Consider the following 20192-nt stretch of genomic DNA (forward strand, 5'->3'; position numbering starts at 1 on the left):
TCGTTTCACCCCACCAGCTCCCCCACCACCGGGGCCAGCGCCCGGAACGCCTTGCCGCGGTGGCTGATCGCGTTCTTTTCGGATGGGGTCAGTTCGGCGCAGGTGCGGGTTTCGCCGTCGGGCTGGAGGATCGGGTCGTAGCCGAAGCCGTAGCCGCCGGCGGGGGTGTGGCGCAGGGTGCCGGTGAGGCGGCCCTCGACCACGCGTTCCGTGCCGTCGGGGAGGGCGAGGGCGGCGGCGCAGGCGAAGTGGGCGGCGCGGTGGGGGGCGTCGATGTCGGAGAGCTGGGCCAGGAGCAGGTCCAGGTTGGCGCGGTCGTTGCCGTGGGTGCCGGACCAGCGGGCCGAGAAGATGCCGGGGGCGCCGCCGAGGACGTCCACGCAGAGGCCGGAGTCGTCGGCGATGGCGGGGTGGCCGGTGGCCTGCGCGAGGGCGTGGGCCTTGAGGAGGGCGTTCTCGGCGAAGGTGACGCCGGTCTCCTTGACGTCGGGGATCTCCGGGTACGCGTCGGCGCCGACGAGTTCGTGGGTGAGGCCCGCTTCGGCGAGGATCGCGTGGAGTTCGGTGATCTTGCCGGCGTTGCGGGTGGCGAGGATGAGACGGGTCATGGGTCGATTATCGCCGTGTCCGTCCCGATCGCTCACGGGGTGCAGACCTTGCCTATCTCCTTGGCGGCGTCGGTGATGAGGTCGGCGTTGTCCGTCTTGTCGCCGAGGTTGCCCAGTTCCTTCTGGATCTCGTCCAGGGCCTCGGACGCCTGGGTGGGGTCGCTGGAGGCGTTGGCGACGGCCCGCTGGAGGTTGTCGACACTGGTGGCGATGGCGTCGGCGGTGCGGACGCAGTCGAGTGTCTTGTCGAGGGCGCCGCAGCCCGCCGCCGCGGTGACGGTGATGAGCGCGGCGGTGACGGCCAGTGCGGTGCGGTGGTGCCGGTGGCGCGCGGCCATGGTGTGGTCCCTCCCCGGGTGCGGATACGTGGACGGGCGCACGGTTCGACCCGTGCGCCCGTATGCGTATCGACGCCGTGGGAGGGGGAGTTGGTTGCTCCGGGGCGGGGGGGCTACGCGCCGAGGGTGGTGGCCAGGGCGTCGTTCTGGAAGCGCGCGAGGTCGACGCAGCCGGCGGTGGCGAGGTCGAGCAGCGCGTTCAGTTCCGTACGGTCGAAGGGCTCGGCCTCGGCGGTGCCCTGGACCTCCACGAAGCGGCCGTCGCCCGTGCAGACGACGTTCATGTCGGTCTCGGCGCGTACGTCCTCCTCGTAGCAGAGGTCGAGGAGCGGCGTGCCGTCCACGATGCCGACGCTGATGGCGGCGACGGTGCCGGTCAGCGGCTTGCGGCCGGCCTTGATGATCTTCTTGCCCTGGGCCCAGGCGACCGCGTCGGCGAGGGCGACGTAGGCGCCGGTGATGGCGGCGGTGCGGGTGCCGCCGTCGGCCTGGAGGACGTCGCAGTCCAGGACGATGGTGTTCTCGCCGAGGGCCTTGTAGTCGATGACGGCGCGCAGGGAGCGGCCGATGAGGCGGCTGATCTCGTGGGTGCGGCCGCCGATCTTGCCGCGTACGGATTCGCGGTCGCCGCGGGTGTTGGTGGAGCGGGGCAGCATGGAGTATTCGGCGGTGACCCAGCCTTCGCCGCTGCCCTTGCGCCAGCGCGGTACGCCTTCGGTGACGGAGGCGGTGCAGAAGACTTTGGTGTCGCCGAAGGAGACGAGTACGGAACCTTCGGCGTGCTTGCTCCATCCGCGTTCGATGGTGACGGGGCGGAGCTGGTCGGGGGTGCGGCCGTCGATACGAGACATGGCGTCGAGCCTAGCGGGTGCGGGGAGGCGTGAATTCCGGTGCGGGGGTGGTGCGTACGCGGGCTCGGGGTTGTGGGTGGTGGCGTGTGCGGGGCGCGTGCCCGCCGGGGTGCGGGGTGCGTCGGCGGGGCGGCACGCGCCGCAGGCCCCGCCCTGGTCGGGGCGGGGCCTGCGGGGTGCCGGCCGGTGTGGCCGGCGGGGTCCGGCGGTGTCGGCCTGGAGGGCCGACGGGTTCAGCGGTGGGTCACATCATGTCTTCGATGTCGGCCGCGATCGGGTCGGCGTCGGTGCCGATGACGACCTGGATCGCGGTGCCCATCTTGACGACGCCGTGGGCGCCGGCGGCCTTGAGCGCGGCCTCGTCGACCTTGCTCGCGTCGTGGACCTCGGTGCGCAGGCGGGTGATGCAGCCCTCGACCTCTTCGATGTTCTCGATTCCGCCGAGCCCGGCGACGATCTTCTCAGCCTTGCTGGCCATGGCCTTCTCCCTGGTTCTTCACGTACATGCGACGGCCCACCGTGGGTCCGTTTCGTCACGGTAGCTCACGGTTGGCCCAACTTCGCTAGCGAGCGCCCCGGTCGTCACCAATGATGACGATCACCGGCGCCCTGCCCTGTGAGCGGGCTCCGCACCGTACCGCAACTGGTCTACACCAGTCTGCAACGACCGCCAAATGAGGCTTGTTCCGGGAGGACGCCGATGAGCTCCAGCAGCGAAGCCGCCATCCCACAGAAGCGGTGGTGGAACGGCCTCTTCCAGGGCCTCCAGAAGATGGGGCGCAGCCTTCAGCTCCCGATCGCCGTACTGCCGGCGGCCGGTATTCTCAACCGGCTCGGCCAGCCGGACGTCTTCGGCGACGACGGCCTCGGCTGGACCAATGTGGCCAAGGTGTTCGCGGCGGCGGGCGGTGCGCTGCTGGACTCGGGGCTCGGGCTCCCGCTGCTGTTCTGCGTCGGTGTGGCGATCGGGATGGCGCGGAAGGCGGACGGTTCGACGGCGCTCGCCGCCGTGACGGGCTTCCTTGTGTACTACGCGGTGCTGCACGCGTTCCCGGTGGACTGCGACGAGGGGTCGACGTTCGTCTCGGGCGGTGTCTGGTTCGGTACGTGTGTCGCGGGCGACGCGACGGTGACTCCGGCGGCGTATCAGAACCCGGGGGTGTTCGGCGGGATCGTGATGGGTCTGATGGCGGCCTGGTTCTGGCGGCGGTTCCACCGGGTGAAGCTGGTGGACTGGCTGGGCTTCTTCAACGGCCGCCGGCTCGTCCCGATCATCATGGCGTTCGTCGGTCTGCTCTTCGCCGCGCTGTGCGCCTGGCTGTGGCAGCCGATCGGTGACGGTCTGATCAGCTTCTCGAAGTGGCTGGTGGACCTGAACTGGCTGGGGTCGGGCATCTTCGGCATCGCCAACCGCGCGCTGCTGGTCATCGGCATGCACCAGTTCCTGAACACGTTCGTCTGGTTCCAGTTCGGTGACTTCACGAAGCCGGACGGGACGGTCGTGCACGGTGACATCAACCGGTTCCTGGCGGGTGACCCGACGGCCGGTCAGTTCACGACGGGCTTCTTCCCGATCATGATGTTCGCGCTGCCGGCGGCGGCGCTGGCGATCTACCACTGCGCGAAGCCGCACCGGCGCAAGGCGGTGGCGGGCATGATGGTCTCGGTCGGTCTGACGTCGTTCGTGACGGGAATCACGGAGCCGATCGAGTACTCGTTCCTCTTCGTCGCGCCCATTCTGTACGCGATCCACGCGGTGCTGACCGGTGTGTCGATGGCGGTGTCCTGGGCGCTCGGCGTAAAGGACGGTTTCAGCTTCTCGGCGGGCCTGATCGACTACGTCATCAACTGGAGTCTGGCGACGAAACCCTGGCTGATCATCCCGATCGGGCTGGCGTTCGCCGTCGTGTATTACGTGATCTTCCGCTTCGCGATCACCAGGTTCAACCTCCAGACACCGGGCCGCGAGCCCGAGGAGGTCGAGGAGGAGATCGAGCAGAACCTCACGAAGTAGCTGGTCAAAGGGGTCGCCAACCCCTCAGGAAAGGCCCCCGGACCTTGTGGTCCGGGGGCCTTTCGCGTGTCACGGTCCGTACGCGGTAGCTGCTGCGAAGTAGTCGGAAATCGCAGGTTCCTTATCTAACCCTCACCGTGCTACAACTGGTCTACACCACTCAGTGGTCCAGACCACGTGGCGTCCCCGCGTCACGTTCCCGAGTCGCCGCCCACCCAAACCCCCTGTCCCCGGCGGCGCCTTGCTTACTGGAGGAAGTTGATGAGTACGGCCACCGCTTCGGCGGCCCCCGCGAAGAAGCGGAGCTCCGGCCTGTTCCAGGGCCTGCAGAAGGTGGGGCGCAGCCTTCAGCTGCCGATCGCTGTGCTGCCCGCCGCCGGAATCATGGTGCGGCTCGGCCAGGACGACATCTTCGGCAAGGACGGTCTCGGCTGGGACAAGGTCGCCGCCGTCTTCAACAACGCGGGCGATGCCATCACCGGCAGCCTCCCGATCCTGTTCTGCATAGGCGTGGCCATCGGCTTCGCCAAGAAGGCCGATGGCTCGACGGCGCTCGCCGCGCTCGTCGGTTTCCTCGTCTACAGCAAGGTCCTGGAAGCCTTCCCGGTCACCGAAGTGGTGGTCCAGAAGGGCGAGGACGTCGCGGCTACCTACAACGATCCCGGTGTCCTCGGCGGCATCATCATGGGTCTGCTCGCCGCCATCCTGTGGCAGCGGTTCCACCGCACCAAGCTCGTCGACTGGCTCGGCTTCTTCAACGGCCGCCGCCTGGTCCCGATCATCATGGCCTTCGTCGGCATCGTCGTCGGTGTCTTCTTCGGTCTGGTCTGGGAGCCGATCGGCAACGGCATCTCCAACTTCGGTGAGTGGATGACCGGCCTCGGTGCCGGCGGCGCCGCCCTGTTCGGTGGCGTCAACCGCGGTCTGATCCCGATCGGCATGCACCAGTTCGTGAACACCGTCGCCTGGTTCCAGCTCGGTGACTTCACCAACTCCGCCGGCGAGGTCATCCACGGCGACATCCCGCGCTTCCTGAACGGTGACCCGGCCGCCGGTATGTTCCAGTCCGGCTTCTTCCCGATCATGATGTTCGGCCTGCCGGCCGCCGCGATCGCCATCGCGCACTGCGCCCGCCCCGAGCGCCGCAAGGCCGTGATGGGCATGATGGTCTCGCTCGCGCTGACCTCGTTCGTCACCGGTGTGACCGAGCCGATCGAGTTCTCGTTCATGTTCATCGCGCCGATCCTGTACGTCCTGCACGCGGTGCTGACCGCCGCGTCGATGGCCATCACCTGGGGCCTCGGTGTGCACGCCGGCTTCAACTTCTCGGCCGGCTTCATCGACTACGCGCTGAACTGGACCCACGCCACCAAGCCGTGGATGATCATCCCGATCGGCCTGGTCTTCGCGGTGATCTACTACGTGACCTTCCGCTTCGCGATCATCAAGTTCAACCTCACCACCCCGGGCCGTGAGCCCGAGGAGGAGATCGAGGACCTGACCAAGGCGTAAGCACCGGTCGGCACCCTCGTACACGGCGAAGCCCCTCACCTTCCGGGGAAGGTGAGGGGCTTCGCCGTGTCCGCGTCGAACTCTCAGACCTCGTAGACCGCGCCGGGCGCGGCGAGCTCGGTCGGCCCGGTGAACATCTCGCGGGCGTCGGCGAGGTTGCGCTCCGCGTCGGTCCACGGCGGGATGTGGGTGAGCACCAGCCGCCCCACTCCGGCCCGCTCGGCCAGCTCGCCGGCCTCCCGGCCGTTGAGATGGAGGTCCGGGATGTCCTCCTTGCCGTGCACGAACGACGCCTCGCAGAGGAAGAGATCCGTGCCCTCGGCCAGCTCGTCCAGCGCCTCGCAGGTGCCGGTGTCCCCGGAGTACGTGAGCGAGGAGCCGCCGTGCTCGATGCGGATGCCGTACGTGTCCACGGGGTGGCAGAGCTTCTCCGTACGCACCGCGAAGGGGCCGATGTCGAACGAGCCCGGCTTCAGGGTGTGGAAGTCGAAGACCTCGCCCATCGCGTGGTCGGACGGGGTGTCGGCGTGGGCGGTGGTGAGCCGCTGTTCCGTGCCGTCGGGGCCGTAGACCGGGATGCGGGCGGGGCGGTCGCCGCCGTGGGGGTAGTAGCGGACGACGAAGTACGCGCACATGTCGATGCAGTGATCGGCGTGCAGGTGGCTGAGGAAGATGGCGTCGAGGTCGTACAGACCGATGTAACGCTGCAACTCGCCGAGGGCTCCGTTGCCCATGTCGAGGAGCAGCCTGAAGCCGTCGGCCTCTACGAGGTAGCTCGAGCATGCCGATCCCGCGGAGGGGAACGAGCCGGAGCAGCCGACGACGGTGAGCTTCATGGAGCGTGAACCTCCGAGACGTGGGAACGGGGAGGGTTCGTGCGGTGCGGTTCTTGCGGGGCGATGCGGTTTGTTGAGCGTAAGGCGCGAAAGAGCTGGTCGCTCCTTCGGGGAGTGCCGTTGTGGGGGAACTCACCTGTGGTGTCACCGGTTCGGGTGGCGGGGGGGTGGGGTGCGTCTGCGGCGGGCACGTCCCCTTGCCCGCCCTTCCCGAAACGGCGGACGCCGGGGACCCGGACCGATGTGGTCCCGGTCCCCGGCGTCCGGGGTGAACGACGTGCGCGAGCGCGCTACGCCCAGAGCTGCCCCTGCAAGGTGGCGATCGCCGCCTCCGTCGTCGGTGCGGTGTACACGCCTGTCGACAGGTACTTCCAGCCTCCGTCCGCGACGACGAAGACGATGTCCGCGCTCTCGCCGGCCTTGACGGCCTTGTTGCCGACGCCGATCGCGGCGTGCAGTGCCGCCCCTGTGGAGACGCCCGCGAAGATGCCCTCCTGCTGGAGGAGTTCGCGGGTGCGGGTGACGGCGTCGGCGGAGCCGACGGAGTAGCGGGTGGTGAGGACCGAGGCGTCGTAGAGCTCGGGGACGAAGCCCTCGTCCAGGTTGCGCAGGCCGTAGACGAGGTCGTCGTAGCGCGGCTCGGCGGCGACGATCTTGACGTCCTCGACGTGTTCGCGCAGGTAGCGGCCGACGCCCATGAGGGTGCCGGTGGTGCCGAGGCCCGCGACGAAGTGGGTGATGGAGGGGAGGTCGGCGAGGATCTCCGGCCCGGTCGTGGCGTAGTGGGCGCCCGCGTTGTCCGGGTTGCCGTACTGGTAGAGCATCACCCAGTCCGGGTGCTCGGCCGACAGTTCCTTCGCGACGCGGACGGCGGTGTTGGAGCCGCCCGCGGCCGGCGAGGAGATGATCTCGGCGCCCCACATGGCGAGCAGGTCGCGCCGCTCCTGGGAGGTGTTCTCCGGCATCACGCACACGATGCGGTAGCCCTTGAGCCTGGCCGCCATGGCGAGCGAGATGCCGGTGTTGCCGCTGGTGGGTTCGAGGATGGTGCAGCCGGGGGTGAGCCGGCCGTCCTTCTCCGCCTGCTCGACCATGTGGAGCGCGGGGCGGTCCTTGATCGAGCCGGTGGGGTTGCGGTCCTCCAGCTTGGCCCAGATGCGGACGTCGTCCGACGGTGACAGCCGCGGCAGGCGGACGAGCGGGGTGTTGCCCACTGCGGCGAGCGGGCTGTCGAAGCGCATCAGTTCATGCCGCCGGCGACGGCCGGGAGGATGGTGATGCTGTCGCCGTCGTTGAGCTTGGTGGAGATGCCGTCGAGGAAGCGGACGTCCTCGTCGTTGAGGTAGACGTTGACGAAGCGGCGCAGCTGCTCGCCGTCGACGATGCGCTCACGGATGCCGGTGTGGCGGCTCTCCAGGTCCGTGAAGAGGTCGGCGAGGGTGTCCCCGTTGCCCTCGACGGCCTTGGCGCCGTCGGTGTAGGTGCGGAGGATGGTCGGGATGCGGACCTCGATGGCCATGGCGTGGGCTCCTGTCGAAGCGGAGTGGTGGCGGTGGGCGTGGGGCGCGCGGCTCTGCCCCCGCGCGGGGGTCGGTGCGTGGTGTGTGGCGCCCGGCCGGGCGGCGCCGGGACCGGGCTCAGGCCTCGCGGCCGGCTGACCGGTGGTTCGTACAGATGGCGCTGGAGAGGCGGCACAGGTCGACGTGCAGGCGCGCCACGAGCAGCGTGCCCGGCGTCTTGTCACTCACGTCATGGGGAACCATGCGGTCATCGTATCGATTCCCGGTCGGGGATTCGGAGTGTGATCTCACCTGGTGGATGTTCGGTGTTCGCTGGGTGGACAGGGCCGGGGTGCGGCGGCCCTGTCCGGGCCCTGCGGAGGCGGTGCGGGCGGGGTCAGGCGGCCGGGTACGCCTCGACGACGTGGACTTCCTCCTCGGTGATCTCGCCGTCCAGGATGCGGTACGAGCGGAACTGGAAGGGGCCCGCGTCGTCGGCGTCCGCGGTGGAGACGAGGACGTAGTGCGCGCCGGGCTCGTTGGCGTAGGTGACATCGGTGCGCGAGGGGTAGGCCTCGGTCGCGGTGTGCGAGTGGTAGACGATCACGGGCTCCTCGTCGCGGTCGTCCATGTCGCGGTAGAGCTTGAGGAGGTCCGCCGAGTCGAACTCGTAGAACGTGGGCGAGCGGGCCGCGTTCAGCATGGGGATGAAGCGTTCGGGGCGGCCGGAGCCGACGGGCCCGGCGACGACGCCGCAGGCCTCGTCGGGGTGGTCGGCGCGGGAGTGCGCCACGATCTGGTCGTAGAGCGTCTGGGTGATGGTCAGCATGGCGCCCAGGATAGGACGACGGGCCACGGTGTACCGAGGGGTGGTACGCGGGGGTCCGTATCATGGGAACGCCCTGGTGGGGGCGGGTCGCTCAGCGGCGGACGAATGCCTTGCCCTGCGGGTCGCGGGACTTCAGGACGAGGTAGGAGACGCCGAGGATCAGCGCCCAGAGCGGGGCGCAGTACAGCGAGATCCTGGTGTCCTCGTCGATGGCCATCATGACGATGACCAGGGCGATGAACGCCAGGGCGTAGACGCTGGTGTACGGGGCTCCGGGGGCCCGGAAGGCGGACTGCGCAAGGACTCCGCGGTCGGCGAGGCGGCGGTAGCGGAGCTGGCTGATGAGGATCATGATCCAGGCCCACATGCCGGAGATCGTGGCGAAGGAGACGACGTAGGTGAAGGCCTCACCGGGCCACTGGTAGTTGATCCAGACGCCGACGAGCATGAGGGCGGCGGAGAAGGTGGTGCCGATGAGCGGGGTGCCGCCGCGGGTGAGCCGGGTGAAGAGCGCCGGTCCCTGGCCGTTGAGCGCGAGGTCGCGGAGCATGCGGCCGGTGGAGTACATGCCGGAGTTGCAGGAGGAGAGCGCGGCGGTCAGGACGACGAAGTTGACGATGCCCGCGCCGATGCCGAGGCCCATCTTCTCGAAGGCTTGGACGAACGGGGAGACGCCGTCGGAGAACTCGGTCCAGGGCACCACGGCGAGGATCATGACGAGCGCGCCGACGTAGAAGACGGCGATGCGCCAGGGCACGGTGTTGATGGCCTTGGGCAGGACGGTCCGGGGGTCCTTGGACTCGCCGGCGGTGACGCCGACGAGTTCGACGGCGAGGAAGGCGAACATCACGATCTGCAGCGTCATCAGGGTGCCCTTGATGCCGTGCGGGAAGAAGCCGCCGGCGGACCACAGGTGGGTGACGCTCGCGGTGTCCCCGGCGTCGGAGAAGCCGAGGGTGAGGATTCCGGCGCAGATGAGGATCATGCCGACGATGGCGGTGACCTTGACCATCGAAAACCAGAACTCCAGTTCTCCGAAGACTTTGACGGAGATGAGGTTCACGGCGTAGAGGATGACGGTGAAGAGGAGGGCCGACACCCATTGCGGAATGGTGAACCAGAAGGTCATGTACTGGGCGGCGGCGGTGACTTCGGTGATTCCGGTGACGACCCAGAACAGCCAGTACGTCCAGCCGGTGACGAATCCGGCGAAGGGGCCGATGAATTCGCGGGCGTACTCCGAGAAGGAGCCGGACACCGGGCGGTACATGAGGAGTTCGCCCAGTGCCCGCATGATGAAGAAGATGACCAGGCCGGCGACGGCGTAGGCCAGGACGAGGCTGGGTCCGGCCTTGGCGATGGCCTTGCCGGCGCCGAGGAAGAGGCCGGTGCCGATGGCCCCGCCGATCGCGATCATCTGGATCTGGCGGGCGCCGAGGGCTCTTCGGTATCCCTCGGCGGAGGTGGCGGTATCCGCGACCGCGGCGTGCGGGCCGTCGGGCTCCTTGTCGTCGATCTGCGCCGATGTCATGTGGCTGCGCCTTTCTCCACGCCGGTCCGCGCCTTTCGGCCGCGGACCGGGTCGGGCACAACGACGGTCCGGCGGACGTTTTGTGGCGGACACCACAAGTAAAGGCGGGCGGGGCGGTTCGGGCGCCGCGGGAAAGGCCGTTCAGGTGACGCGGGCGCGCCCGGTCACCGCATCAGGGTCTCGACCAGGGTTTCCTGGAGGGCGCCGAGCCAGAGGTAGGCCATGACCATGGGCTTGCGGGGGTCGCTGTCGGGGAGCCGGTACAGCGAGCCCTCGTCGCCCTCGTCCTCGTCGGAGACCTCCAGGCGGGTGCCGATGGTGAGGCGGAGGTCGTTGAGGGAGCCGAGCCAGTTGCGGCACTCGTCGGCGGTGAGGGTGAGCACGGCGGCCTTGTCCCCGGCGGGCGTGAGCGCGTCCAGTGTGCGGACGACGACGAGGGCGTCCTCGCGCTTGCGGGTGCGCAGGTCGTTCTCGGTGAACCGGCGGAACTCGGAGGAGGCGGCGCGCAGTTCGTCGTCCTCGTCGCCGTACGCCTCGGGGAAGAGGCGGGCCAGGGCCGGGTCGGCGGGCGGCTCGCTGGGGCCCTCGGTGAACAGCGCGGCGAGCGGGTCCTCGCCCTCGGCGGGCTCGTCGCCGGGGCCGATGAGTTCCAGCAGCTGGACGGCGAGGGAGCGCAGGATCGCGATCTCCACCTCGTCGAGCGCGACGGCCGCGCCGCCGCCGGGGGTGGCCTCGAAGTGGCCGGCCATGGGGTGTCTCCGTTGGTGGTCGGGCGGGACGGACGGGGGCGGTGCGGAGCGGGTCAGTTGCGGTCCTGGGTGAGCGTGGCCCACAGTCCGTAGCCGTGCATGGCCTGGACGTCGCGCTCCATCTCCTCGCGGCTGCCGCTGGAGACGACGGCGCGGCCCTTCTGGTGGACGTCGAGCATCAACTTGTGCGCCTTGTCCTTGGAGTAGCCGAAGTAGGCCTGGAAGACATAGGTCACGTAGCTCATGAGGTTGACCGGGTCGTTGTGGACCAGCGTCACCCAGGGGACGTCGGGCTCGGGGACGACGAGGTTCTCCTCGGCCGATTCGGGACGTTCGATCTCTACGGGGGCGACACTCACCTACCCCATGCTGCCACTCGCAGTGGCCCATCGCACAAACGGCCCCCGCGCCGCGCCCGGCCCCGGACCCCCATCTCGTCACTTTGACGAAATAGGGGTAGCATCCCCGGCATGAACTCTGCGGACCTTGGGCGACGGGTCGGTGTGCCGTCGACAGCTCTCTTCACCGACCAGTACGAGCTCACGATGGTGCAGGCCGCGCTGAAGGCCGGCACCGCCGACCGGCGCTCGGTCTTCGAGGCATTCACCCGCCGGCTGCCCGAGGGGCGGCGCTACGGCGTCGTCGCGGGCACCGGGCGGGTCCTGGACGCGGTGGAGAACTTCCACTTCGAGGACGAGATGCTCGGCTTCCTGCGCGACCAGGACGTCGTCGACGGGCCGACCCTGGACTACCTGGCCGACTACCGCTTCAGCGGCGACATCTGGGGCTACCCGGAGGGCGAGGTGTACTTCCCGGGCTCGCCGGTCCTGCGGGTCGAGGGCTCCTTCGCCGAGTGCGTGCTGCTGGAGACGGTGATCCTCTCGATCCTCAACCACGACTCGGCCATCGCCGCCGCGGCCTCCCGGATGTCGGCGGCCGCGGGCGGGCGCGGGCTGATCGAGATGGGCGCGCGGCGCACCCACGAGCTGTCGGCGGTGGCCTCGTCCCGGGCGGCGTACATCGGCGGCTTCGACACCACGTCCGACCTGGCCGCCGGCTTCCGCTACAACATCCCGACGGTCGGGACGAGCGCCCACGCCTTCACCCTGCTGCACGACTCCGAGCGCGACGCGTTCCGCGCCCAGGTCGACTCGCTGGGGCGCGGCACGACGCTGCTGGTGGACACGTACGACGTGACGGAGGCGGTGCGTACGGCGGTCGAGATCGCCGGGCCGGAGCTGGGGGCGGTACGGATCGACTCCGGCGACCTGCTGCTGGTGGCCCACCGGGTGCGCCAGCAGCTGGACGAGCTGGGTGCCACGGAGACGAAGATCGTGGTCACCTCGGACCTGGACGAGTACGCCATCGCCTCGCTGGCGGCGGCGCCGGTGGACGCGTACGGGGTGGGCACCCAGCTGGTGACCGGCAGTGGGCACCCCACGTGCTCGATGGTCTACAAGCTGGTCGCCCGCGCGGCCTCGGCCGATCCGGCGGACGAGCTGCGGCCGGTGGCGAAGAAGTCGATGGGCTCGAAGTCCTCGAAGGGCGGCCGCAAGTGGGCGGCACGCCGGCTGGACGAGGAGGGCGTGGCCGAGGCCGAGGTGATCGGCACCGGACCGGTCCCCGACGAGCTGGCCGGGCAGCAGCTGCTGGTGGAGCTGGTCAAGGGCGGCGAGGTGGTCGCGCGTGAGCCGCTGGACGAGGCACGGGAGCGGCACATCGCGGCACGGGCGGGGCTGCCGATGTCGGCGATGCAGCTGTCCCGGGGGGAGCCGGTGCTGCCCACGGAGTACGTGTGAGGGCGGCGCGGGGCGGTGTGCCGGGGGCCGGCGCGGTGTGCCGGGGGCCGGGTGCGGCGTGCCGGGGGCCGGGTGCGGCGTGCCGTCGCCCGGGTGCGGCGTGCCGTCGCCCGGGTGCGTCCGGATGGCCGCTCTGTCCTCAATCGCCGGACGGGCTCGAATGTGCGCGGCCCGGCCCGGTTTGCGCGGCCGGCTTGATTTTGTGCGGCCCGGACCGGTTTGGTGCGGGCGGGCCCGAATTTTCCCCGGGCGCTTGATTGCGGCGCCCGAATCCCTAGGCTCAAGCCACCCCCGTCACCTCGTGACCACCGCTCGCTCCCCCACCGAAGGACACCCAGCATGCACCGCGCCTTGATCGTCGTGGACGTTCAGAACGACTTCTGTGAGGGCGGGAGCCTCGCCGTGGCGGGGGGTGCCGATGTCGCCGCCGCCATCACGGACCTGATCGGCCAGAGCCGGCCCGGCTACCGCTACGTGGTGGCCACCCGGGACCACCACATCGACCCCGGTGACCACTTCTCGTCGGAGCCGGACTTCGAGCGCTCCTGGCCGCCGCACTGCGTCGCCGGTACGGAGGGCGTGGGCTTCCACCCCAATTTCGCCCCGGCGGTCGCCTCGGGGGCGATCGACTCGGTCTTCGACAAGGGCGCGCACGCGGCCGCGTACAGCGGTTTCGAGGGGCTGGACGAGAACGGCACGGGGCTCGCCGCCTGGCTGCGCGAGCGGGAGGTCCGCGAGGTCGACGTGGTCGGCATCGCGACCGACCACTGTGTGCGGGCCACCGCGCTGGACGCCGTCCGTGAGGGCTTCGCCACGCGGGTGCTGCTCGGCCTGACCGCGGGCGTCGCCGAGGCGACGACGGACCGGGCGCTGGACGAGATGCGCGGCGCGGGCGTGGCGCTGACCGGCGAGCCGGTGGTCTGAGCGGCCGCGGGGCCCTCGGCCCTGTCCGGGTCCCCGGCGGGCGACAGCCCCGCCGGGGGCCCGGGAAGGCCCTCTCAGCCCTGTCCGGCCGCCACGGCGGGCCGCAGGAGGGCGCGGATGGGGTGCCAGAGCTCCTGGGCCCGCTCCGGTCTCGCGCGCCACAGGAGGCCGTCCGGGTGGTGCAGGACGGCGGTGATCTCGTCCGGGGTGGGCGGCTCGGCGTTGCCGCGCAGGTAGACGGCGCGCAAACCCAGGTTGCGGAGCCTGGTCAGGGCCCGCGCCCGGTTGCCCGCGTGCACCAGGACGCGGACCGGGGTGCCCCCCGCCGCGCACTCCGCCGGTCTCGGCAGGGTGATCGCGACGACCACACTGCCGTTCGGCAACTTGCTGAATCCTCCGCCTGCCATACTTCCGCGCTCCCCCGTGAGACATCGTGTCAATAAGAAAGTGAACAAGAGGCACCTAAACACGATCGGCCGCCGCCCGCTAGGGGGCGACGGCCGATCATGCTGTGACCTGCGGTGATGCCGGTTTACTTGGTCGAGGACCCGACCTGGACGGTCATCGTGGAGCCGTCGAGCGGCTCGCTGATGATCGTGATCTTGGTGTTGGTGTCAGGAACCTTCACGCTTCCGGTCGGGTTCTCCTTGTACCAGTAGGTGCCCTTGCGGTCGTCGAAGGCCGGCACGCCGAGCTGCGGCTTGATCTTCGTGGCCACGTCGGCGTTGTGCAGCGTGAAGCCGTCCGTCGGGTACCAGCTGAACGGCGCGTCGAAGGGCTGGATCTTGTTGCGGATGATCGTGCCGTTCGACCACGTCAGCGGCTTCGCGTGCGCGTCGACCGGCAGGATCAGGCCCTGGCCCGGGTGCTGCGAGACGTTGTTGTTCGTCTGCGAGGTGTCCCACAGCCAGATGAGCAGACCGTTCTGGTACGGGAAGTGCTCGACCCAGTCCGGACGGGTCGTGGAGAAGCCGAAGTTGTACGGGCCGACCTTGAGGGTCTCGTCGTAGCTGACGTACTGACGGTTCTCCGCGATGTAGTACTGCGGGTAGTCCTTGGTGAACGACTTGCCGACCCGCGAGAAGCCGTCGCTGGTCCAGCCGTTGTCGTCGCCCTCGGCGTCGTCGCTGAAGAGCGTGGCGCCGTCGGCGGTGACCGAGATGGTGTCGGCCGCGAAGCCCACGCCGCCCGCGCCGCCGTCGGTGGCGTAGCGGAAGCGGATGTCGATCTTCTTGCCCGCGTAGGCGTTCAGCGGGTACGAGAGCTTCTGGTACTTGCCGGAGACGTCGGTCAGGGCCGGCTTGTCACTGGCGTCGCGCGGGATGGCCTTGCCGTCGGCGGTGCCGTCGATCGCGGTCCAGCTGCTGCCGCCGTTCGTGGACACCTCGGTGTAGAGGTAGTCGTAGTCGGCCTCGATGTCCCACCAGCCCTGGAGGTCCAGGGACGCCTCGGTCTTGCCGGTCAGGTCGACCGGGCGGGACAGCGTGTTGCTGAGGTTGTCGCCCATATCGCTCCACCACTGCTTGGCGCCCTCGGCGGGCGTCGTGACCGGGGTGGTGACGGGCTTGGCGGGCAGCGTGACGACGAGCGCCTGCTTGTCCTTGGTGTTGTACTCGGAGACGCCCAGCTTGTGGGTCGACTTCGTCGCGGCCTTCGCCTCGGCGTAGTCGAGCCAGCCCAGCTGGAGCTTGTCCCAGGCGGTCATGTCACCGGGCATGTCCCCGATGCTGTCCTTGCCGGTGCCGAGCCAGGAGCCCGCCGACATCAGGGACCAGAAACCGACCGAGTTCTCGGCGGCGTTGGTGGTGTCGTAGAGGTCCGGGAGACCGAGGTCGTGGCCGTACTCGTGGGCGAAGACGCCCAGGCCGCCGTTCTCGGGCTGCGCGGTGTAGTCGCCGACCCAGATGCCGGTGTCGCCGATCTCGGTGCCGCCGGCCTTGTTCTCGGCCGGGCCCGTGGCGCCGACGTTGGTGCCGTACGCGTACCAGCGGTGCGCCCAGATGGCGTCGGTGCCCTGGGCACCGCCGCCGGCGGACTCGTCCTCACCCGCGTGCACGATCTGGAAGTGGTCGATGTAGCCGTCGGGCTCGTTGAAGTCGCCGTCGTTGTCGTAGTCGTACCGGTCCCACTGGTCGTACTGGGCGAGGTCCGCCTTGATCTGCTCGGCGGTACGGCCCTTGGCCTTCTGGTCGGCGGCCCAGGCGTTCACGCCGTCCTTGATCATGTCCCAGGCGTTGGAGCAGTTGGTCGAACCGCAGAAGTTCGAGCCGTAACGCGCCTCGTTGTACGGGACCTTGACCCAGTCGGAGACCTCGCCGTCGACCGAGTAGCGGCCGGAGGAGGTCTTCTCGTAGTACGTCTTGAGGGAGTTCTTGCCCGCGCCCTCGCCGAAGTACAGGTCCTGGAAGTGAGCCTGGTTGTAATCGGCCTGCCAGGCGGTGCTGTTGTCCTTCTTGGGGTCCGGCTCGGCTATCTCGTTGTGCGCCGGTCCGGGCGTGCCGCCGTACTTCTTGACGGGGGGCTTGGGGCCCTCGCCGTCCGGGTCGTACATGGTCGTGTCGTCGACCTGGTCGCCGAACTCCACCAGAATGGTGAAGATCTTGTCGGTCTTCTCACGGCCGAGTTCGACGTACTTGTTGTCGTCGAGCTTGACGACGTTGGAGCCGCCGCGCGGCGACACCTTCTTGTCGCCGGATATGACCTGTTCCAGAGCGGCCTGACGCTGGGCGTCCTGCTGCTTGCTGAACGGGCCCTCCAGGTTATGTGCGTTGCCCTCGGCCGACCCCGGATCCCGGCGTTCGATGGAGGCGGGGGCGCCTGACGCCTGGTCATCGGCCTGAGCGGTGGCAAAGGCGGATGCGGTGGCGGCGGTCGCGGCCATGGCCACGACAACCGCTCCGGTGCGAAGCGCCCGTCTCTTAATGATCACGTGATGCAGTCCTCCCCGGCGCCCGCGGCGTCGGCCCGGGAGTGTGGAGAGGCCGCGCGCGGAAACGCGTCACAAGTGACGCCATTCGACCGGAGTTACGGGAGAAAAGACAGACCTTGACTTGAACAGAGCAAGTGCACTATGCAGGAGCACTGTTCCGGTATCCGGACGAAGCGTTCGCGACCCACCGGCGCGTCAGACCTCGTCGCGGGAGCGCGAGATGACTCCGTGCGCCCCCCATGCACCGGCACTGTGGGTTAGGTTACGCTTACTAGCCGTTCCTCGCGGGCATCCACCGTCGTAGAGTCGCTTGACAGTACGACCGTGTCGAGAGATCGCCCATCCGACGCCCCGAGGACTGGAAAACGCCATGCCGCGTCCCACTGCCGCGCAGCTCTTCTACGGTTCGGTCACCGTCGTCTTCTCGACCCTGGCCATGTTGCTGCTGTTCCAGACCAGTTCGGGCATCGGTATCGCAGCCGTCGGCACGGTCGCGCTCGCCCTCGGGCTGCTGGTGTCCGTCACCGTACCCGCGCCGGCCCGCCGGCACTCGGCGCGTCCGGCGAGGACGGACGCCCCCGTCTCCGTACGGAGCGGGATTCCCGTCGCGCGTACCGCCACGCAGCGCGAGCACTCGCTGAGGCACTGAGCCCGTTCAGTTGACGGTCACCACCACGGTCTTGGCCGCCTTGTCCTGGAGACCCTGGCGGTAGGGCTTGTCGGTGAACATCAGCACGATGTTGATCAGCCACCACAGGCACGGGCAGCACAGCAGCGCCGGCAGCCACAGCACCACGGCCCGCAGGAACGCGGCCCCGGTGTCCGGCACCCGGCCGTCGTTGAGCATCGCGACCCGCAGTTTCAGCAGCCGCTTGCCGAGGGTGCGGCCGTCCTTGTGCGTGAAGTACGTGTCGTAGGCGACGTAGACCACCAGGCCGATCAGCGACCAGAGCAGCTGATGCCCGCTGTAGGTCTGGGCGAAGATGTCGCCCACGTTGTCGTCGTTCCCGTTGCCGCTGGACCCCCCGACCGCGCCGCCCCAGGGCAGCGAGATCAGGTACAGCGGGATCGAGATGATCAGGAAGTCGATCAGCCGGGCCAGGATGCGCTTGCCGGGTTCCGCGAGCGGCGGCATCCCCGCCAGCGGGTCCGCCCCGCCGTACGGCCCGCCGCCCCCGTAGGGACCCGGATCGTACGGCGGCGGAGGCGGCGCGCTGTCGTAGGGCGAGCCCGAGGGCGGCGGCTGGTCCCCCGGCGGCCTCTTCCGGAACGGGTCGTCATCGGGCGGCGGACCGGACGGCGGCTGATCGTTGCTCATGGGGGTCAGTGCATCGCGCCGCCCGGGGCCCCGCAACGGCTCAGGTGCGTTCGGGGGACGGGGTTCAGCCCGCCACGAAGGTGCGCGCCGCCTTGTCGTGCCAGCACTGGCGCCACGGCCGGTCGACCAGGCACCACAGCACATCGGCCACCCCGACCACGAGGACGCCCAGCACCCCGTAGACCAGCCAGCGGCGCAGCGCGGCGCCGAAGCCGGGCGCCTCGTGCGACTCGATGTCCCGTACGTCGAGTCCGCACAGCTTCTTACCGAGCGTCCGGCCCCACTTCGCGGTGGGCAGGGCCTCCAGGAGGACGCCCAGCACCAGGAACACGCCCAGCACCGCGCCCGCCAGTGCGGCCGTGGTGGAGTCCAGCAGCCAGACGGTGACCGTCTCGCCGGACAGTTCGGCCGCGTCGATCTTGTCGTTGATGTGGTCCACGGCCCGGCCTGCGAGCGGCACCGCGGCGGCAGCGGTGAGCGCGCCGACGACGACGGTGTCGATGAGCCGGGCGGCCAGCCGCTTGCCGAGCGGGGCGGGGCGCCCGGCGGTCCGGGCGGCCGCGAGCTGCTGGAAGTGGTCGTCGACCGGGGGCTTCCACGGCACGACCGGCTCGTCCGGCCGGCCCTGCTGCGGAAAGGCGGGCTGTGCGGGAGTGGCGGGTGCCGCCGGCGCCTGATGCCCCCAGGCCCCGGAGCCCGCCCCCGCGCCCGAACCGGCTCCGGCTCCCGATCCAGCTCCGGCTCCGGCGCCGGCTCCAGCTCCCGGTCCGGCTCCCGGTCCGACCTGCCGGGAGGGTCCGGGGGCGGGACGGGCGGCCTGCCGCGGGGGCGCGGGCGTCGGTGCGGGCGTCGGTGCGGGCGGGTTCTGCTGAGCGGCGGCGGGGCCGGTGCCCGCGCCGATCGCGCGGATGGTCACCGTGCCATCGGTGGGCGGCTGCCGGTCACCGCCCGTGCGGCGCAGGGCCCGGATCGCGACGGTGTTCTCGGCGGGCGGCCGCGGGGTCTCCCCGCTCGTGGCGCCGGGGCGGGCGACGCGGATGGCGACCGTGTTCTCGGGCTCCGGGGCCCCGCCCTCCCGCATACCCGGCACCCCGCCACCGGCCGCCTCGGGCGCGGACGGCGCCGAAGGCGCGGCGGGGCGGCGCGGGTCCACAGGGATGCGGCCGGCCCGCTCGCCGCCCGCCGGGGCCCGGCGGGCCACCTCGGCGGAGGCGGGGCTGCGGCGGGCCAGCTCGGCGGAGGGAGCGGAGGGAGCAGAGGAGGAAGGGGGAGGGGAAGGGGACGGGGTGGCGGGCTGGGCTTCTGCCGGGGCGGGGTACGCGGCGGGCGCGCTCGCCCCCGTGGTGGTACCGGCGTCCGTGTCCCCGTCCGTTTCCCCTCCCGCGCCGCCCCAGGAGACCCGGCGGTCGCGGTCGCCGCCGAAGCCGGCCTGGCGGGAGGCGTCGGCCTGCCAGGCGGTGGCGGGTTCGGGGCGGTCGGCCCCGTACGGCTCCTCCAGGAAGACCGGACCGGTCTCGTCCACCGGAGCGGGGGCCGGGGCGGGCGTGGGAGCGGGAGCGGATGCGGCGGCCGGCGGTGCCTCGCCCTGTTCCGGGGCCGGGCGGCTCGTGCCGGGCACCCAGGAGGCGCCGTTCCAGTAGCGGACGTATCCGGGGATGGACGGGTCGGGGTAGTACCCCTCGCGGGGGGCTTCGTCACCGGGTGCCGGGGTTGGGGCGCTCATCACCGTGGTCCCGTATCTCTTCGAGGCGTCAGACCGGCCGGCCGTCGGGGGATGGGGTCGGTCTCAATACAAGGGTCCACATCTATCAGACCACCGCGTATCCCCGGGCCGGTCCGGCTGTTTGGACCACTTTCCGGTCACCCAGAACTTTTTTCGCGAAGTCGCGTAATGGATGGCGGGGAGGGCGCTCTCTGCCTGTGCGGGCCGGTCGTGGGACCGGCCGCGGGCAACGAAAGGACGCCTCATGCACACCGTCGTGGAACACGAGCTGGAGCTCAAGCTGGTCCTGTCCCCCGAGCGCTCCATCCCGGTGCCGGCCCGGCTGACGTACCGCACACAGGACCCGTACGCCGTGCACATCACCTTCCACATCGGCTCCGACTCGCCGGTGTACTGGACGTTCGCCCGCGATCTGCTGGTGGAAGGGGTGTTCCGGCCGTGCGGGCAGGGGGACGTGCGGATCTGGCCCACCAAGATCGACGGGAACAGCGTCATCTGCGTGGCGCTGACGTCTCCGGACGGCAACGCCCTGCTCGAAGTGCCGTCCGCGGCGGTGACGGTGTGGGTGGAGCGGACGCTGCGGGTGGTGCCGCCCGGTACGGAGAGCGGGCGGCTCGGCATCGACGAGGGGCTGGCGGATCTGCTGGCGCCGCTGCCGGCCGACGACCTGTGGATGAGCGACCCGTGGCCCTCGGACGAGTCGCAGGACGGGGAGAGTTGAGCGGCGTGGCC

At 70.1% G+C, this 20192-nt stretch carries 22 protein-coding genes; 6 read left to right on the forward strand and 16 right to left on the reverse strand.

What is annotated here, in order from left to right:
• Window positions 1-5 precede the first annotated feature (5 nt).
• From rdgB to B082_RS0132100, 4 genes are all read right to left on the reverse strand, one after another.
• Entirely contained in the window at window positions 6-608 is a 603-nt protein-coding gene (rdgB, locus tag B082_RS0132085) for an RdgB/HAM1 family non-canonical purine NTP pyrophosphatase (protein WP_018555881.1), read from the reverse strand.
• A 32-nt stretch (window positions 609-640) separates the two neighbouring features.
• On the reverse strand, window positions 641-946 hold the full coding sequence (locus tag B082_RS37170; protein WP_018555882.1) for a hypothetical protein: 306 nt from the start codon (window positions 944-946) through the stop codon (window positions 641-643).
• A 113-nt stretch (window positions 947-1059) separates the two neighbouring features.
• Complete coding sequence (gene rph / locus B082_RS0132095) at window positions 1060-1797, reverse strand: ribonuclease PH (protein ID WP_018555883.1); 738 nt, start codon at window positions 1795-1797, stop codon at window positions 1060-1062.
• A gap of 244 nt (window positions 1798-2041) precedes the next feature.
• Window positions 2042-2275, reverse strand: a complete 234-nt coding sequence (locus tag B082_RS0132100; protein WP_018555884.1) for a glucose PTS transporter subunit EIIB — start codon at window positions 2273-2275, stop codon at window positions 2042-2044.
• A gap of 222 nt (window positions 2276-2497) precedes the next feature.
• Here B082_RS0132100 and B082_RS0132105 point away from each other — a divergent pair, with 222 nt between their 5' ends.
• Complete coding sequence (locus B082_RS0132105; protein WP_018555885.1) at window positions 2498-3811, forward strand: PTS transporter subunit EIIC; 1314 nt, start codon at window positions 2498-2500, stop codon at window positions 3809-3811.
• Window positions 3812-4072: 261 nt separating this feature from the next.
• Complete coding sequence (locus tag B082_RS0132110) at window positions 4073-5323, forward strand: PTS transporter subunit EIIC (protein ID WP_018555886.1); 1251 nt, start codon at window positions 4073-4075, stop codon at window positions 5321-5323.
• 83 nt (window positions 5324-5406) lie between these two features.
• Here B082_RS0132110 and B082_RS0132115 read toward each other — a convergent pair whose 3' ends face one another.
• The 8 genes from B082_RS0132115 to clpS all read right to left on the reverse strand — a co-directional run bounded on the left by B082_RS0132115 (window position 5407) and on the right by clpS (window position 11126).
• A complete protein-coding gene (locus tag B082_RS0132115) occupies window positions 5407-6159 on the reverse strand; it encodes an MBL fold metallo-hydrolase (protein WP_018555887.1) in 753 nt (250 codons plus the stop codon).
• A 290-nt stretch (window positions 6160-6449) separates the two neighbouring features.
• Complete coding sequence (locus B082_RS0132120; RefSeq protein ID WP_018555888.1) at window positions 6450-7400, reverse strand: PLP-dependent cysteine synthase family protein; 951 nt, start codon at window positions 7398-7400, stop codon at window positions 6450-6452.
• Window positions 7400-7678 (reverse strand): MoaD/ThiS family protein, encoded by a 279-nt coding sequence (locus B082_RS0132125; RefSeq protein ID WP_018555889.1) that lies wholly within the window; start codon window positions 7676-7678, stop codon window positions 7400-7402. The genes B082_RS0132120 and B082_RS0132125 overlap by 1 nt, the downstream gene beginning before the upstream one ends.
• 118 nt (window positions 7679-7796) lie before the next feature.
• Window positions 7797-7922 carry a putative leader peptide gene (locus tag B082_RS40335; protein ID WP_018555890.1) on the reverse strand — a complete coding sequence of 42 codons (126 nt, stop codon included), beginning with the start codon at window positions 7920-7922 and terminating at the stop codon, window positions 7797-7799.
• Between the two features lie 133 nt (window positions 7923-8055).
• Window positions 8056-8487 (reverse strand): Mov34/MPN/PAD-1 family protein, encoded by a 432-nt coding sequence (locus tag B082_RS0132135; RefSeq protein WP_018555891.1) that lies wholly within the window; start codon window positions 8485-8487, stop codon window positions 8056-8058.
• A gap of 91 nt (window positions 8488-8578) precedes the next feature.
• Window positions 8579-10018 (reverse strand): amino acid permease, encoded by a 1440-nt coding sequence (locus B082_RS0132140; RefSeq protein WP_018555892.1) that lies wholly within the window; start codon window positions 10016-10018, stop codon window positions 8579-8581.
• Between the two features lie 164 nt (window positions 10019-10182).
• Complete coding sequence (locus B082_RS0132145; protein WP_018555893.1) at window positions 10183-10767, reverse strand: DUF2017 domain-containing protein; 585 nt, start codon at window positions 10765-10767, stop codon at window positions 10183-10185.
• A 53-nt stretch (window positions 10768-10820) separates the two neighbouring features.
• The gene (gene clpS / locus B082_RS0132150; RefSeq protein WP_018555894.1) at window positions 10821-11126 is read right to left on the reverse strand and encodes an ATP-dependent Clp protease adapter ClpS; all 306 of its coding nucleotides are present in this window, start codon (window positions 11124-11126) and stop codon (window positions 10821-10823) included.
• A 111-nt stretch (window positions 11127-11237) separates the two neighbouring features.
• Here clpS and B082_RS0132155 point away from each other — a divergent pair, with 111 nt between their 5' ends.
• Both B082_RS0132155 and B082_RS0132160 read left to right on the forward strand, forming a co-directional pair.
• On the forward strand, window positions 11238-12566 hold the full coding sequence (locus tag B082_RS0132155; protein WP_026250412.1) for a nicotinate phosphoribosyltransferase: 1329 nt from the start codon (window positions 11238-11240) through the stop codon (window positions 12564-12566).
• A gap of 339 nt (window positions 12567-12905) precedes the next feature.
• Window positions 12906-13490: an isochorismatase family protein gene (locus B082_RS0132160; protein WP_018555896.1), complete on the forward strand. Its 585-nt coding sequence runs from the start codon at window positions 12906-12908 to the stop codon at window positions 13488-13490.
• Between the two features lie 74 nt (window positions 13491-13564).
• Here B082_RS0132160 and B082_RS0132165 read toward each other — a convergent pair whose 3' ends face one another.
• On the reverse strand, window positions 13565-13897 hold the full coding sequence (locus tag B082_RS0132165) for a hypothetical protein (protein WP_199783877.1): 333 nt from the start codon (window positions 13895-13897) through the stop codon (window positions 13565-13567).
• Window positions 13898-14022: 125 nt separating this feature from the next.
• Window positions 14023-16419, reverse strand: coding sequence for an immune inhibitor A domain-containing protein (locus B082_RS0132170; RefSeq protein ID WP_199783878.1), 2397 nt, complete (start codon window positions 16417-16419; stop codon window positions 14023-14025).
• A 370-nt stretch (window positions 16420-16789) separates the two neighbouring features.
• Here B082_RS0132170 and B082_RS0132175 point away from each other — a divergent pair, with 370 nt between their 5' ends.
• Window positions 16790-17068, forward strand: coding sequence for a hypothetical protein (locus B082_RS0132175; RefSeq protein ID WP_018555899.1), 279 nt, complete (start codon window positions 16790-16792; stop codon window positions 17066-17068).
• Between the two features lie 6 nt (window positions 17069-17074).
• Here the strand turns inward: B082_RS0132175 and B082_RS0132180 are convergent, their stop codons facing one another.
• Together B082_RS0132180 and B082_RS0132185 are read right to left on the reverse strand one after the other, a co-directional pair.
• The gene (locus B082_RS0132180; RefSeq protein ID WP_018555900.1) at window positions 17075-17737 is read right to left on the reverse strand and encodes an RDD family protein; all 663 of its coding nucleotides are present in this window, start codon (window positions 17735-17737) and stop codon (window positions 17075-17077) included.
• Between the two features lie 64 nt (window positions 17738-17801).
• Window positions 17802-19460, reverse strand: a complete 1659-nt coding sequence (locus B082_RS0132185; RefSeq protein WP_018555901.1) for an RDD family protein — start codon at window positions 19458-19460, stop codon at window positions 17802-17804.
• 244 nt (window positions 19461-19704) lie between these two features.
• Between B082_RS0132185 and B082_RS0132190 the strand changes: the two genes are divergently transcribed.
• On the forward strand, window positions 19705-20181 hold the full coding sequence (locus B082_RS0132190; RefSeq protein WP_018555902.1) for an SsgA family sporulation/cell division regulator: 477 nt from the start codon (window positions 19705-19707) through the stop codon (window positions 20179-20181).
• The last annotated feature ends 11 nt before the right edge of the window (window positions 20182-20192 follow it).

The organism is Streptomyces sp. ATexAB-D23 (genome assembly GCF_000373645.1).
Lineage (GTDB): Bacteria > Actinomycetota > Actinomycetes > Streptomycetales > Streptomycetaceae > Streptomyces > Streptomyces castrisilvae.